The sequence below is a fragment of the Paractinoplanes ovalisporus genome (assembly GCF_016834655.1).
GTDB lineage: Bacteria > Actinomycetota > Actinomycetes > Mycobacteriales > Micromonosporaceae > Actinoplanes > Actinoplanes ovalisporus.
Window position 1 is genome coordinate 866,048 of record NZ_JAENHP010000001.1, and the last position, 14,465, is coordinate 880,512.

At 71.6% G+C, this 14,465-nt stretch carries 11 protein-coding genes; 2 read left to right on the forward strand and 9 right to left on the reverse strand.

The genetic code is table 11. The features are described from left to right. Positions 1 to 69: 69 nt before the first annotated feature. The 4 genes from JIG36_RS03990 to dhaK all read right to left on the reverse strand — a co-directional run bounded on the left by JIG36_RS03990 (position 70) and on the right by dhaK (position 5,780). On the reverse strand, positions 70 to 1,395 hold the full coding sequence (locus JIG36_RS03990; protein ID WP_307872560.1) for a radical SAM protein: 1,326 nt from the start codon (positions 1,393 to 1,395) through the stop codon (positions 70 to 72). A gap of 67 nt (positions 1,396 to 1,462) precedes the next feature. Beyond that, positions 1,463 to 4,153 (reverse strand): phosphoenolpyruvate--protein phosphotransferase, encoded by a 2,691-nt coding sequence (ptsP, locus tag JIG36_RS03995; RefSeq protein ID WP_203374584.1) that lies wholly within the window; start codon positions 4,151 to 4,153, stop codon positions 1,463 to 1,465. Beyond that, entirely contained in the window at positions 4,153 to 4,773 is a 621-nt protein-coding gene (gene dhaL, locus JIG36_RS04000; protein ID WP_203374585.1) for a dihydroxyacetone kinase subunit DhaL, read from the reverse strand. The genes ptsP and dhaL overlap by 1 nt, the downstream gene beginning before the upstream one ends. 5 nt (positions 4,774 to 4,778) lie before the next feature. Next, positions 4,779 to 5,780: a dihydroxyacetone kinase subunit DhaK gene (dhaK, locus tag JIG36_RS04005; RefSeq protein WP_203374586.1), complete on the reverse strand. Its 1,002-nt coding sequence runs from the start codon at positions 5,778 to 5,780 to the stop codon at positions 4,779 to 4,781. 242 nt (positions 5,781 to 6,022) lie between these two features. On the opposite strand from dhaK, the gene JIG36_RS04010 reads away from it, so the two are divergent. Then, on the forward strand, positions 6,023 to 6,964 hold the full coding sequence (locus JIG36_RS04010; RefSeq protein WP_203374587.1) for an alpha/beta hydrolase: 942 nt from the start codon (positions 6,023 to 6,025) through the stop codon (positions 6,962 to 6,964). Between the two features lie 6 nt (positions 6,965 to 6,970). On the opposite strand, the gene JIG36_RS04015 is transcribed toward JIG36_RS04010, so the two are convergent. Beyond that, positions 6,971 to 7,441, reverse strand: coding sequence for a hypothetical protein (locus JIG36_RS04015; protein ID WP_203374588.1), 471 nt, complete (start codon positions 7,439 to 7,441; stop codon positions 6,971 to 6,973). Positions 7,442 to 7,517: 76 nt separating this feature from the next. Here JIG36_RS04015 and JIG36_RS04020 point away from each other — a divergent pair, with 76 nt between their 5' ends. Next, a complete protein-coding gene (locus tag JIG36_RS04020; protein ID WP_203374589.1) occupies positions 7,518 to 10,100 on the forward strand; it encodes a caspase, EACC1-associated type in 2,583 nt (860 codons plus the stop codon). 2 nt (positions 10,101 to 10,102) lie between these two features. On the opposite strand, the gene JIG36_RS04025 is transcribed toward JIG36_RS04020, so the two are convergent. The 4 genes from JIG36_RS04025 to JIG36_RS04040 are packed head-to-tail and all read right to left on the reverse strand — an operon-like array spanning position 10,103 to position 14,449. Continuing rightward, complete coding sequence (locus JIG36_RS04025; RefSeq protein ID WP_203374590.1) at positions 10,103 to 10,702, reverse strand: bifunctional 4-hydroxy-2-oxoglutarate aldolase/2-dehydro-3-deoxy-phosphogluconate aldolase; 600 nt, start codon at positions 10,700 to 10,702, stop codon at positions 10,103 to 10,105. Then, a complete protein-coding gene (locus tag JIG36_RS53885; protein ID WP_307872561.1) occupies positions 10,699 to 11,904 on the reverse strand; it encodes a sugar kinase in 1,206 nt (401 codons plus the stop codon). Before JIG36_RS53885 ends, JIG36_RS04025 begins: the two co-directional genes overlap by 4 nt. Further along, a complete protein-coding gene (locus tag JIG36_RS04035) occupies positions 11,901 to 12,917 on the reverse strand; it encodes an alcohol dehydrogenase catalytic domain-containing protein (RefSeq protein WP_203374592.1) in 1,017 nt (338 codons plus the stop codon). Before JIG36_RS04035 ends, JIG36_RS53885 begins: the two co-directional genes overlap by 4 nt. Continuing rightward, positions 12,914 to 14,449, reverse strand: a complete 1,536-nt coding sequence (locus JIG36_RS04040; RefSeq protein WP_203374593.1) for an MFS transporter — start codon at positions 14,447 to 14,449, stop codon at positions 12,914 to 12,916. The genes JIG36_RS04035 and JIG36_RS04040 overlap by 4 nt, the downstream gene beginning before the upstream one ends. Positions 14,450 to 14,465: the final 16 nt, after the last annotated feature.

Below are 14,465 nucleotides of genomic sequence, written 5' to 3' on the forward strand. Positions count from 1 at the left end.
GTCTTCGGCGAGCCCTCCGTCTTCGGCGAGCCCTCCGTCTTCGGCGAGCCCTCCGTCTTCGGCGAGCCCTCAGTCGCGGGCGGGCAGCGAGTCCATGAACGAGCTCACCGAGAACACGGCCCGGCCGGCGCCCGGCTCGCCGTAACCGGGCGGGCTGGTCAGGCCGTTGGCCTCCATCACCGCGCGGTACGTCTCGAGCAGCCGCACGTGGTATTCCAGCGGCGCGCCCTCGGGGTTGGTGCGGCCCAGTGGCGTGGTCGGCTCGGGGCACCACGTGGTGAAGCGGGGCGTGATGCCGCGGGACATGAAGTATTGGAGGCCCTCGGCGGTCGAGTCGATCGCCTCGTCGACGGTGGTGAAGCCGTGCGGCGCGGCCATCTCGACCCCGGCCACGAAGTTGGGGATGACGTTGCGCGGCCCGAAGATCTCGGCCGAGTCGAGGATGCGGCGGTGCCACTCCTCGCGGCCCACATAGCGTTCCTTGCCCGGGCAGTAGAGCTCGAACAGCTTCTTGTCCCACACCTCGTAGTTGGGGTGGTAGATCTGGATGCCGTAGTCCTTGAAGCGCTGCACGTCGGCCTTGGGCAGCGCCTGCGCGACGACCTTGCCGATCCAGCGCCCGGGGAACCGCTCCTCGATGGCCTGGGCGTATTGCCCGTAGAAGTCGGCCTCGGCCTTGCCCTGCACGTGCGAGGTGATGCTGCCGCCGGTCAGCGTATAGGCCTGGGAGGTGCGGGCGGTGTCGTGCTTGTCGATGATCTCGAGCGCTTCGAGGATCTCATCGACCGGCTTGACCCCGGTGTACGGCCGGCCGGCCGCCTTGTGCTGGCGCCAGTTGTGGTTGATGTCGCAGTACTGGCACTCCTCCTTCGCGCCGAAGTATTGACAGACGCGGAAGGCGGTCAGATAGATCAGATAGCCCCACTGGATGGTCGGGGCCACCTCCATCACCGACTTGCCGTTGGCGAGCGTGTGACGGTAATAGTCGGGCATAGGCGGCAGCCCGACGTCGGCGATCGGCTTGCCGTCGAGGTAGAGGCGCATGAAGCCGTCGTCGTCCGTCTTGACCCGGTAGGGCGAGCTGGGGTTGGTGCGGACGGACACGACCGTACGACGCAAGCCGTAGGGACCACCGGTGAGCACGACCTCCTCGGGCGGGCGGCGCAGGGCGGCCGTTCCCAGCTCGGGCAGGGTGCGGTGGTCGAACGAGAAGATGAAGTACGACTTGGGTTTGACGTCGCCGTGCTCGTTGTCGGTCAGCGCCGAATCGTCGAAGGCCATGCCGCCCCGCAGCAGGTCCTCCTTGATGACGGCTTCCCGCGGCACGTGCGGGAACCGCCCCATAAGGTCTTCGACGAGCTCGGTGCGCGACGTCATGTAACCCTCCTGATCCACAGCTAGACGCTAATCCTCTCTCACACCTCTGACACTTCCCACCGCGCGAGCCGAGGTGAGCGTTCGGTCACCCTTGCCGGACCGCCTGCTTGACCAGCGGCACCAGAGAAGGAGCAACCGAGAGTTCCCGTACGCCGGAAGCCAGCAGCCGCGGCACGACGGTCTCGTCCGCGGCCAGTTCACCGCAGACCGCCACCAGAACCCGGTCACCCGCGGCCCGGCAGACGCCGTCGATGAGCTCGGCCACGGCCGGGTCGAGCCCACTGGCCAGCGACAACAGGTCGGCGTTGCCCCGCTCGGCGGCGAGCGTGTACTGCGTGAGGTCGTTGGTGCCGACGCTGAAGAAGTCGACGTACGGGACGAAAGCCGCCGCCCGGATCGCGGCCGCCGGCACCTCGACCATCATCCCGACCCGCATGCCGGCCGGCGTGTTGCCGCCGGTGGTCTCGTCGAGCATCCGCCGGGCCTCGAAGACCTCGCCGACCGTGGTGACCATGGGGAACATCACGCTGACGGGCGTCTCCCGGGCCACGCGGACGATCGCCCGCAGCTGCTCGGCGAACATGGCGCGGTGCACGAGGGAGTGGCGGATCCCCCGTACGCCGAGGAAGGGGTTGGCCTCGACCGGCGCGGGCAGGTAGGGAAGCGGTTTGTCGCTGCCCGCGTCGAGGGTGCGCAGCGTGATGCGGCGGCCGCCCAGGGCCTCGGCGATCCGCCGATAGACGGCCTCCTGCTCGTCGGCGTCGGGGGCGGTGTCGCGGTCGAGAAAAAGGAACTCGGTGCGGACGAGCCCGGCCAGGTCGGCGCCGTGCTCGGCGGCGGCGCGCGCCTCGGCGACGGAACCGACGTTGGCGCCCACCTTGATCGTCACGCCGGCCCTGGTCACGGCCGGTTCGGTGGCCCGCTTGTGCGCCTCGTCGCGGCGGGTCCGCTGCCGTTCGACCCGCGCCTGGAAGTCGGCCAGCGTCTTCGGGTCGGGGTCGGCGACGACCTCACCGGTGCTGCCGTCCATCACGGCCGGCGTGCCCTCAGCGATCCCGATCGGGCCGGCACCCGCGGCCGGGGTGCCCTCGGCGATCTCGATTGGCCCGGCGCCGACGGCCGGGGTGCCCTCGGTGACCTCGATCGGGCCGGCGCCGACCACGGCCGGGATGCCCTTGGTTCGGAGCAGGATCGCGGCGTGCGAGGTGGGGCTGCCGCCGCTCAGTACGACCCCTTTCGTCCGGGTGGGGTCGAGCCCGGCGACCTCGGCCGGGGTGAGGTCGGCGGCGAAGAGGATGCCCTCGCCGTCGACCGTGGCCGCGGCCACGCCGAGCAGGGCCCGCAGCACCTGGGCGGCGACCGCGCGGACGTCGGCGGCGCGGGCGCGCAGATAAGGGTCGGGCAGCGCGTCGAACTCGGCGGCGACCCGGTCGGTGGCGTCGCGCCAGGCTTGGGGAGCGGTGGCGCCACCGTCGATGCGGGCGCGGGCGTCGCCGAGCAGGTCGTCATCGTCCAGAAGCACAAGGTGCGCTTCGAAGATGTCGCCGCTCAGCCGGCCGATCTCGCGCCGGGCCGTCGCCAGGGCGTCGCCGAGCCGGTCCCGTTCCGCTTCGCTCCCCCGCGACTCCTCGGCGGGGATCTCGAGCACCGTCTCGTGCAGGCGGACAGCGGGCCCGATCGCGATGCCCGGCGAGGAGGCGGTCCCTTGCCACGTCAGCCCATAGACGGTCGCTGCGTCCGTCGGCTGCGGACTAAGTGCGGCGGCTTGGTCGGGTCGCGGACTGGGCGCGGCGGCTGCGTCGGTCGGCCGCGGACTGGGCGCGGCAGCTGCGTCCGTCGGCTGCGGACTGGGCGCGGCGGCTGTGTCCGTCGGCTGCGGGCTGGGCGGGTCGGCTGTGTCCGTCGGCTGCGGGCTGGGCGGGTCGGAGTTATCCACAATTCCGGGCTGTCCACAGGGGGCCGGTGAAGATCGCTCCGAACGGGGATAATGGTCGGTGGCGGGGGACCCCCGGTGGAGGGCGGGCCCTGACTTGATCAACTCGGCATGATCAACTGGGGATTCGCCGAACGACTCGGCGGCCAGGGTCACCAGACGGTCGATCGCTTGCTGGGCCTGGGGGCCTGACGCCCGTACGGCTAACTCGTGGCCCTTCAGCGCGCCCAACGTCGCCACCCGGGTCAGGCTCGACGCGGGCACCCACGCCGAATCCGTGGACTCGTTGCGCAGCTCGACCCGCGCGTCGAACGGCCGCAACTCCGACACCAGCCGGGCCGCGGGGCGCGCGTGCAAGCCATGCGGATTCAGCACTCTGACGACGGCGGAAGGGGCTTCCTCCGTACGGGAAACGGGGTCGCCCGGCTCTTCTGACAATGCGCCGAAATGGGATTGTTTGCCCGCCAGCCCGGCCATCGCCTCGGCCGCCACCTCGTCGCGCGGGGCCCCTCCGGCCGCCGTCACCGCCGCCGCGACCAAGCCCTCGACCAGCGGCGCCGGACACAGCACGACGCGGGCACGCTGGTCGTCGTCGAGCAGCTCCAGGGCGGTCTCGGCGGAGAGGACGGCGCTGCCCAGGTCCATCAGCACGACCACGCCGTCACCGCTGTCGGCAGCCACCACGGCCTCGCTGATCTCGACCGCGTCGGTCCCGAACGTCGTCTCGTCGAGGCCGGCCGCGATCTCGACCGCCACCGGCCGCCCCTGCGTCATCTCGGACGCGAGGGCGGCCGCCGCCCGGGCCAGGGCACGGCTGTGACACACGACGACGAGCCCGACCATCAGGAACCCAGCGTCGACGCCGCCGCCTGCATCAACAACGTCACCGAGGTCGCGCCCGGATCGGGGTGACCGGCGCTGCGCTCGCCCAGATAGCTGGCCCGGCCCTTGCGCGCCACCAGCGGGATCGTGGCCTCGCGGCCCTGCTCGGCGGCATCGGCGGCCGCCTGCAGCGCGGCCTTGGTGCCGGCCCCCGACGCGAGAGCCGCGTCGAGCGCGTCCACGGCGGGGCCGAGCGCGTCGACCATCGTCTTGTCGCCGGGCTGGGCCTTGCCGCGGGCCACCACGCCGTCCAGACCGGAGCGGAGCACCTTGGCGAACCCGGCGCCGTCCAGAACCGAGTCGGCCGCGGCGGCCATCCGCAGGAACGCCGTGCCGTAGAGCGGACCGCTGGCCCCGCCGACCTTGCTGATCAGCGTCATGCCGACCTTCTTGAACAGGGCCGACGGCGAGTCGGGAGGCTCGGCCTCGAGCGCGGCGACGACGGCCGTGAGACCCCGGTCCATGTTCACGCCGTGGTCGCCGTCCCCGATCGCCGAGTCGAGCGCGGTGAGCTCGTCCTTGTGCTGCGCGACCAGGCCGGCGAACTCCCGGATCCACGCGGTGAGGTCCTTCGTGTCCACGGGCCTCAGACCCCGCGCCGCAGGGCCGGTGTGTTGACGGGCGCGTCCCACAATCGCAGCAGCTCGTCGTCGGCCTTGAGCAGCGTCACCGAGCAGCCGGCCATGTCGAGGCTGGTGATGTAGGGGCCGACCAGCGACCGTGCGACCGGGATCCCGTTCTTCGCGAGCAACTGCGTGACCTCGTTGAACATCAGGTACAGCTCGATCAGCGGGGTGGCGCCCATGCCGTTGACGAACGCGATGACCCCGTCGCCGCCGGTGTAGTCGAGGTCGGACAGGATCGGGCTGACCAGCATCTCGGCGATCTCGTTGGCGGGCGCGACGGGCACGCGGCGGCGGCCGGGCTCGCCGTGGATGCCGATGCCGACCTCCATCTGGTCGTCGGGCAGTTCGAACGTCGGGCGCCCGGCGGCGGGCACGGTGCACGAGGTGAGGGCGAGACCCATGCTGCGTGCGTACGTATTGACCTTGCGCGCCACCTCGGCCACCTCAGCGAGCGGGCGGCCCTCCTCGGCCGCGGCCCCGGCGATCTTCTCGACCAGCACGGTGGCCCCGACCCCGCGGCGCCCCGCCGTGTAGAGGCTGTCCTGCACGGCAACGTCGTCGTCGATCACCACCGCGACGACTTCGGTGCCCTGGTCGGCCGCCACCATCTCGGCCGCGAGCTCGAAGTTCATGACGTCACCGGTGTAGTTCTTCACGATGTGCAGCACACCGGCGCCGCCGTCGACGGCCTGGGTGGCGGCCACCATCTGGTCGGGCACCGGCGAGGTGAACACTTCCCCGGCACACGCGGCGTCGAGCATCCCCGGCCCGACGAACCCGCCGTGCAACGGCTCATGCCCCGAGCCGCCTCCGGAGATCAGACCGACCTTCCCGCGTACGGGGGCATCACCGCGGACGATGACACGGTTCTCGAAGTCGACGCGCAGTTGCGGATGAGCGGCCGCGATGCCGTGCAACGCGTCCTGAATGAGGGTGGCGGGATCGTTGATGAGCTTCTTCATGGTGGCTCCTCACCGATGGGGAACGACCTTCCGTCCCCAAGCTACGCCCGAGATCGCTCCGTTACGAGACCGTCACGCAACGATTACGCGGGAGTCCGGTCATACCGCCGAGCTGCCGGCTCCCCGCCGCGCCGCCCAGCCATCGCGTCATTGCGCGGGAGCTTTCCGGCGGTCGGCACAGCGCCTTCGGGGGATGGCCGGAGCTTGACCCGCAGCCGCACGATGTCGCCAGGGGGTCGTTCATGGGGCGAGGGTTGCGGCGCTGGCTGGGCGCGGTGTTCGGGCTTGCCGTGACCGCGTCGTTGCTGGTGGCGGCGCCGGGGCCGGCTTCGGGTGGGGGGCGTGTGGTCAAGGGGATCAGCTATGTGGCGGGCTCGGACAGCGCGGGCCACCTGCTCGACCTCTATCTGCCCGCGCGCGGCGAGCGGCCCGCACCGCTGATCGTCTGGTCGCACGGGTCGGGCTGGATGGCCGAGAACGGGCGCGACGGGGCCGACATCGTCGCGCGGGCGGTCAACCCGCACGGGTACGCGGTGGCGGGCGTCGCGATCCGGTCCAGCGCGCAGACGCAGTTCCCGGGGCAGCTCGACGACGTCACGGCCGCCGTCCGGTTCCTGAAGGCCAACTCGGCCCGCTTCAACCTCGACCCGGCGCGGATCGCCTTCATGGGCGAGTCGTCGGGTGGCTGGGCGGCGGCGATGGCCGCGGTGACCGGCACCGTACGGGCGGCGGTCGCGTTCTATCCCCCGACCGACTTCCTGCGCATGGACGAGACGATGGTGGACGCCTGCCGGTCGTTCAACGAGGCGTTCGGCCTGGCCGACTGTCACGCCGACCCGCGCTCCCCCGAGTCCCGGCTGCTCGGCCGGCCGATCCGCGAGCGCCCCGACCTGGTCGCCGAGGCGAGCCCCATGTCGTACGTCTCGGCCCGCACCCCGCCGCTGCTGATCCTGCACGGGCAGTTGGACACGCTGGTCCCGTGGCAGCAGGGTCAGTTGCTCTACGACGCCGCGCCCGACGCCACCCTGGTGCTGCTTCCGAACGGCTCCCACGGCCCGTGGAACCACTTCCTCACCGACCCGGCCACCATGGCCGGCGCCCACGAGCTGTCAACCGGCGGCGACCGCCCGGTCACCCTCTCCTGGGACTACGTGATCCGCTTCCTCGACCGCAACCTCGGATGAGGCGGCTCACTGCCTCCCGGGAGTCTCCTCGTCCGGCGCCCCTGCTAGCTCCGGCGGCTGCCGAACCTCTGGCGTCTGCGGAGGCTCTGGGGCCTGCGGAGGCTCTGGCGCCGGCTGGAGCGCGTTGGCCAGCACCGCGCGGATCGTCTCGTCGCTGACCGCTTCACCGTGGATCGTCACCTCGGTCGACCCGTCGGGCCGGTCCGCGCGCACCACCGTCAGCGACCGGCGGCGATCCCGCCCCAGCCAGACCTGAAAGATCTTGACGGCTCCGGCGACGGCGGCGGGACCGCCGAGCGACAACACCAGGTCGGTGTGCCACCCTTTCGTGTTCGCGGCGACGGTCCGGCGTTCCTCGACCGGCACGCCGGCTTCCCGCAGATCGTCCCGCAGCTCCTGCTCGGCCAGCAGCAACGCGGAATGGTCGCGCGGAAGGCCCGCCAGCCCCGGCGCGAACTGCACTTCGGACGGTCGCATGACTCCCCTTCGCCCCCGGGCCCGGCAGTAGAGTGAGCCCTTCGACGGGCCCGGCACTCTCCTGGAGGCGTTCGGCGTGTACCGAGCACTGCTGGTCTGCAACTCACTCTACGAAGCGGACACCACCGCTCTCCACGAGCTGCACGGGCCACGCCGAGACGGCATCGCCCTGCGCGACGCGCTGCTCGATCCCGAGTTCGGTCTCTTCGAGCAGGCCGAGGTGCTGCCCGAGCTGAAGCTCCAGGAAACAGCCGTCGCGACCAACAAGTTCTTCGCCGAGGCGGGCCCGGAGGACGTCCTTCTGTTCTACTTCAGCGGGCACGGACTGACCCGCAACCAGAGCTTCTATCTCTGCGCCCGCGACACCGACACCAGCTTGCTGCTGTCCACCGCCCTGCCGGGTCGTACGCTCGCCGCCTTCGTCGAGGAGTCGCTGGCGCGGTGCTGCATCCTCATCCTCGACTGCTGCCACGGTGGCGCCTTCAAGAGCAACGGCGCGACCGCGACCGTGATCGCCGACGAGCTGGCCGGGAAGGGCCGCTTCGTGATTACCGCGACCACGGCGACCGGGCTCGCCCTCGACGCGGGCACCACCGGACAGACCAGCCCGTTCACCCGGGCCCTGATCGAGGGGCTGCGCTGGGGAGCGGTCGACGAGAACGACGACGGATTCGTCGACCTGGACGACCTCTACAAGAACCTCGTCGTCCGGCTGCCGGAAGGGGGTGCGCCGCAGCGCAACTTCGACGGATCCGGCATCGTGGCGATCGCGCGCCGCGCCGCGTCGGTCCCGGCTCCAGCCCCCGCGCTGCCGTCCGAGGAACCCGCCACCGGTCTGCCCTTTCTCGACGTGCCGACCGCCGCGACCTCGTTCAGCCCGGAGCGGATCACCGAGTTCCGGGCGAACCTGCGGGCGGACATCGCCCGTGACATGCCGAAGCAGCTCACCTCGGCCGAGTTCCTGCAGCGCGCCCATCTACTCACCGCCGGGATGCTGACTCGGACCGGTGCGCTGCTGTTCGGCGAAAGCCCGTCCGCCGTCCTGCCCACCGCGATCGTCCAGTGCGCCCGCTTCCACGGGGTGACCAAGGGAGTCGCGCTGGACAAGGAGGATCTGAAAGGGTCGGTGGCGGAACAGATCCTCAGCGCCGTGGACTTCGTCGGCTCCCTGTCCCGGCGCGGCGAGGCGCCGACCGAGAGCTCGCCGATCGCCCGGCCGGTCTACCGCTACCCCATGGTGGCCGTACGCGAGATCATCGCGAACGCCCTGGTCCACCGCGACTACGAACACCACGCGGTCTGCGTGCACGTCCGCGTCTTCGACGACCGGATCGAGGTGAGCAGTCCGGGCGGCTGGACGAACCGGGAGATCCCGCCCGGCGAGCGGCTGGTGCTCGACGAACTGGGCGGCGACTCGCACCGGCGGAACTTCCGGCTCGCCAGCACCCTGACCTGGATGCGGCTGGTGGAGGGAGAAGGGTCGGGCATCCCCCGGGCCATCCTCGACTGCCAGTCGGTCGGAGCGCCGAAACCGGTCGTGGAGCAACGCGACGGCGTAGTGACGGTGACCATCTATCCGCGCACGGAGGCGCCGGACGCGCTGGCTCTGACCCGGATGACGGTCGACGAGGCGGCGGCCGAACTCGACCGGATGGTCACGGCCGAAGCCGTCGAACGGGTCCTGGCCATGCCGCCCGAATATGCCGCGCAACGGATCGCGCGGATGGAGGCGCCGAACGCGAACACCCTTCTGACCCAGCTGGACGCCGGCGCCGGAGCGCGCCTGCTCCTCACGATGCGGTCCCGCGAGCGGGACACCCTGCTGGGCCGCCTGGCTCCGGCGGCCCGCTCGGCGATCCAGGAGCAGCTCCAGCCGCTTGTCGCCGAGAACGGCGGCCGCATCCTGGTAGAGATCGCCCCCGACGGCGAAACGCCGGACACCTACCGGCTGTCGCAGTGGTACGGCTGGAACGACGCTGGCCTGGTGCGAGGCGAAGACAGGGTGGTGTCGTGGGATCGCCTCCAGCCGGCCGTGCAGGAGGTCATCGAGGCGACCGAACGCCGCTACGCCGACCGGGACGGTCCGATCACGGTCGAGTTCATCCTTCCCTCGGCGCTGCTCAACGAGCCTGTCGACGAGTGGGCTCGGATCGGCCAGCAATACCCGGTCGTCGTCCGCAGCCTGGAGCGGATGCAAGCCAGCCAGTGGCACCGGGTGTGGCGCAACCGCTGGCGAAGGTTGTCCGAGTCCCCCCAGAACGCCAAGGCATACTTCGCGGGCCGGCACGACGCGGAGAACCCCGAACGCCTGGAAGCGGCGCTCCGCCTCGATCCCGACATCGTGGCCGTGGTGCTGGACGAGCCGCCATCCGGCCAGGAGAACAGTCCGACCGCCGGCGTCGCCGCCGCGCTGCAGGCCGGCGTGCCCGTCATCGTGTGGCACCGTGACTCGTCGGCTCATCCCGAGTTCCGCGACACCATCAGCAAGGCCTTCTCCGACGGCGAGGCCACCGGGCTGCCCGAGCTGGTGCTGCGGTGGCGGTTGAACGCCGTGGCCTCACCGGACGACCCGGCCCAGATCGGCCGGCACATCACGCTGCTGTGGGACGACCCGTCCTGGCTGCCAGAGCGCCTCGAGGCGGACGCTCCTGGCGAATGACTTCAGGTGGCGGCCGCGACGGCCTCGGCGGAGAGGGCGGTCACCTGGGCCCAGTCGCCGGCCGCGAGGAGCTTGCGGGCGACCATCCACGTGCCGCTCACGGTGTGGATGGCGGGGACGGCCAGGTAACCACCGAGCGTGGCCAGGCTGACGCCGCCCGACGGGACGAAGCGCATGCCGGGGAACGGTGCCGACAAGGCCTCGATGTAGGCCGGGCCGCCCAGCAGGCCGGCCGGGAACAGCTTCACCTCGTCGAGGCCCAGCGCCACGGCCGCCATCAGCTCGGACGGGGTGGCCACGCCGGGGAGGATGTCCACGTTGTGTTCCCGGGCGCGTTCGACCACGGCTGTGGACAGGCCGGGGCAGACGATGAACTCGGCGCCGGCCGCGACGACCTGGTCGACGTGGTCGGGGGTCAGCACCGAACCGGCGCCGACGCGCAGGCCCTCAATCTCGCGGGCGCGGCGGATCCCCTCCAGGCCGGCGGCCGTCCGCAGCGTGATCTCGACGCTGTCGATGCCGCCCGCCAGCAGGGCCCGGCCGAGCGGGACGGCCTGGCCGGGCTCGTCCAGAACCACCACGGGCAGGATCGGGCTGCTCATCGGATCACCTCTTGTTCGGCTTGTTCGGCGGAAACAGACAGTTCGGCGGCGAAGGGCAAACCCTCCCAGTCGCCGGGCACGGTGACAACCCGGCCCCCGGCCTCGTTGCCCGTGGCCAGGCAGCGGGCCACGGCGGCGCCGTCGCCGAGGGCGGCCAGATAGCCGGCCACGAACGCGTCGCCAGCCCCGACCGGGTCGACCACGGCGCGCGGTTCCGATTCGCCGTGCACGACCTCGCCGCCGGCGAAGGCCAGGGCGCCAAGTGCGCCCAGCTTCACCACAACGGTGGCCGGGCCGAACTTGGCCAAGGCCGCCGCCAGCTCGGCCCCGGCATCCCACCCGGCGCCGGGATCGGCCCCAGCCGTGGCGGAGCCGACTCCTTCCGCAGCGAAATCGGCCCTCGCCATAGCGGAATCGGACCCCTCCGCAACGAGATCGGCGCTCGCCGTGACGGAATCGGACCCTCCTGCAGCTAAATCGGCCCGAGCCGTGGCGGAATCGGCCTCTTTCGCAACGGAATCGGCGCGGTGCGCGGCGGGACGGCCGTCGGAGAACGGGACGCCGGGAGCGGGCCGGTCCAGCAACAGGGCCGCCTCCTCCGGGCCGGCGAAGAGCAGGTCGACCGAAGGCAACAGGCCGGTCAGCACGGCCCGCGCCTCGATGTCCGTCCACAGGGTACGGCGGTGGTTCACGTCCAGCGACACCAGCGTGCCCGCCGCGCGTGCCACCGCGATCGCGTGGGCGACGGCCGCCCGAGGGCCGGGGCCGAGAGCAAGCGTGATACCGGTGACATGCAGAACCTCGGCGGCGGCGACCGCCTCGTCCGCGATGTCCTCCGGTGTCATGCGGGACGAGGCCGAGCCGGCCCGGTAGTAGCGCACCCGGGACGGCTTCCCGCCGCGCAGCTCCTTGAGCATCAGACCCGTCGGCGCGTCGGGGTCGGCGGCCGCCAGCACCGTCACTCCCTCGGCCCGGATCTCCCGCCGCACGAAGGCGCCGAGCGCGTCGTCACCGAGGCGGCTGATCCATGTCACCGGTGTCCCGAGGCGGGCCAGGCCGATGGCGACGTTCGACTCGGCCCCGCCCATCCCGATCGGCGCCGGCCCGCGGACGAGCCCGTTGGCCGGCACCGAAACCAGAGCCATGGTCTCGCCGATCGTGACAACCCGCGAAGAGCCAGGCGCGTCGGGCGCGGAGGTCACGCGTCCCCGATCCGCAGCATCACCTTGCCGCCGCCACCCTGCGCGGCCCGGGCCAGGGCGGCGGGCGCGTCCGCCAGGTCGTAGGTGGCGCTGATCAGCGGCTCCAGATCAAGGCCCGACCCCAGAGCCCGTACGGCGTCGGTGATCTCGTCCGCGAAGCGGTACGACCCGATCCACGTGATCTCGCGGGTCACCAGGTCGCCCAGGACGGCCGGGGCGGCGGCGCCGGGCAGGTTGCCGACCTGCACGAGAGTGCCGCCCCGGGCGGTGGCCCGCAGCACCCCTCCCAGGGCTGCGGGCACACCCGAGGCCTCGAACACGAGTTCCGCGTCCGAGGGCAGTTCGTCGCCGGCGCGCAGGTTGAGCCCCTTGTCCGCGCCCAGGGCCTGAGCCATCGCCAGGGGCGCGTCGGCGACGTCGGCCGCGGTGACGGTGGCCGCCCCGGCCAGTTTGAGCGCCGCCACGACCAGGCAGCCGATCGGGCCGGCGCCGTTCACCAGCACGTCACGCCCGGCCACCGGAACCCGCGAGACCGCGTGCATGGCCACCGCGAGCGGCTCGGCGAGGGCCCCGGAACGGGTCGGGACACCGGAGGACAACGGCCGCAGCTGGTCGGCCCGAACCACGACGGCCTCGGCGAAGCCCCCATGGGTGTGCGGGTCGAACGCCGCCGAACCGAGATAGCGGACCTGGGTGTTGAGGTTGTCGCGCCCGGCCAGCCGGGCCGGCAGGTCACCGATCGGGGTCGCCGGGTGCACCGCCACCGCCGTACCGATCAGGGACTCGGACACCCCCGGGCCGACCGCCGAGACCCGGCCGGCGATCTCGTGGCCGAGGATCAGCGGGTGCCTGAGCATGGCCGTGCCGGAGGCGGCGTGGGCGTAGTAGGAGACGTCCGAGCCGCAGATGCCGCCCCACTCGACGGCCACCCGCACCTCGCCCGGGCCGGCCTGCACGTCGGGGAGTTCGTCGACCCGTACGTCCAAAGCCCCATGGACCACAACGGCCTTCATCGCGCCTCCCTCAGCTCGGGCTCGGACGAGCTCGCGTCCCCCGACCGGACAGACTCGGACGAGCTGGCGTCTTCCGACCGGACGGCGTCGGACAAGCTCGCGTCTTCCGACCGGACGGCGTCGGACAAGCTCGCGTCTTCCGACCGGACGGACGCGAAGGGCTCCTCCAACCGGACGGGTTCGGAAGACTCCAGCCGGACCGGCTCGGACGAACTCGCGTCCTCCAGCCGGACCAGGTCGCGCCCCCTCGTCTCGGGCGACAGCACCGCCGAGACCAGCGTGATGGCCGAGTAGACGATGAGCATGGCGGCGATCGGCCACCAGTGCCCGGTCCAGGCCGTGAGCGCGGCCGCCGTGACCGGGCCGATGGCGGTGGCCAGGATGCCGCCGATCTCCTTGGCCAGGGCCAGTTGCGTGAACCGGTTGCGGGCGCCGAACAGCTCGGCCATGGTGACGCTCTCGAGCGAGAACAGCCCGAGCACACCCACGTTCAGGCCCAGGATCATGCCGGCCATGATGCCCGCGGTGCTGCCGCTGGTGATGAGCAGCAGCATCGGGACGGCGAAGAGCATCGTGAGGATGCTCAGCGCGATGTACACCGGGCGGCGGCCGACCCGGTCGCCCAGCAGGCCGATCAGCGGCACGGTGGCGAAGCCGAGCAGCGAGCCCCACACGATCGAGGTGGTCGGCACGCTCTTGCTGACGGCCAGATCGGTGGCGATGTAGCCGACCAGGAATGTCTGCACGAGACCGGAGTTGCCGGCCTGGCCGAACCGCAGGCCCAGCGCGAGGAAGAACGACCTGCCCTTGCGCTGCTTGACGGCGGCCTCGATCGGGGGCGCGGTCTTCGCCTCCCGCTCCTCGAAAACGGGGCTCTCCTTGAGGTTCCGGCGCATCCAGACCGCGAAAATCATCAGGATGAAGCTGAGCAGGAACGGCAGGCGCCAGCCCCAGCTGAGCAGCTGCTGCTCGGAGAGCACGGCCACCAGGATCGCCCACAGGCCCGAGGCGGCCAGGGTGCCCGAGTTGGTGCCGAGCGAGACCAGCGAGGCGATGAGGCCGCGCCTCTTGGGCGGCGCGTATTCGGCGAGCATCACGGTGGCGCCCGCGATCTCGGCGCCGGCCCCGAAACCCTGGATCAGGCGCAGCAGCACCAGAAGCATCGGCGCCAGGATGCCGATCGCCTGATATGTGGGCAGCACGCCGATCAGCGTGGTCGAGGCGCCCATCATCGTGATGGTGATGAACAGGACCCGTTTGCGGCCGATCCGGTCACCCATGCGGCCGAAATAGACGGCGCCGGCGAGGCGGGCCACATAACCCACGCCGTACGTGGCCATGGCCGCGATGAGACCGATGGCCGGGCTGACGTCGGGGAAGAAGATGTGGTTGAAGACGATGGCGGCGGCCAGAGAGTAGAGCTGGAAGTCCATGAACTCCATGGCCGTGCCGAGCCAGCCGGACACGGCGGCGCGGGTGAGGTCCCTGGTGCTGCGCTGAACGGGGGTGGCCCGCTCGGAGATGTCGGTCATGTGGCACTCCGTGGTC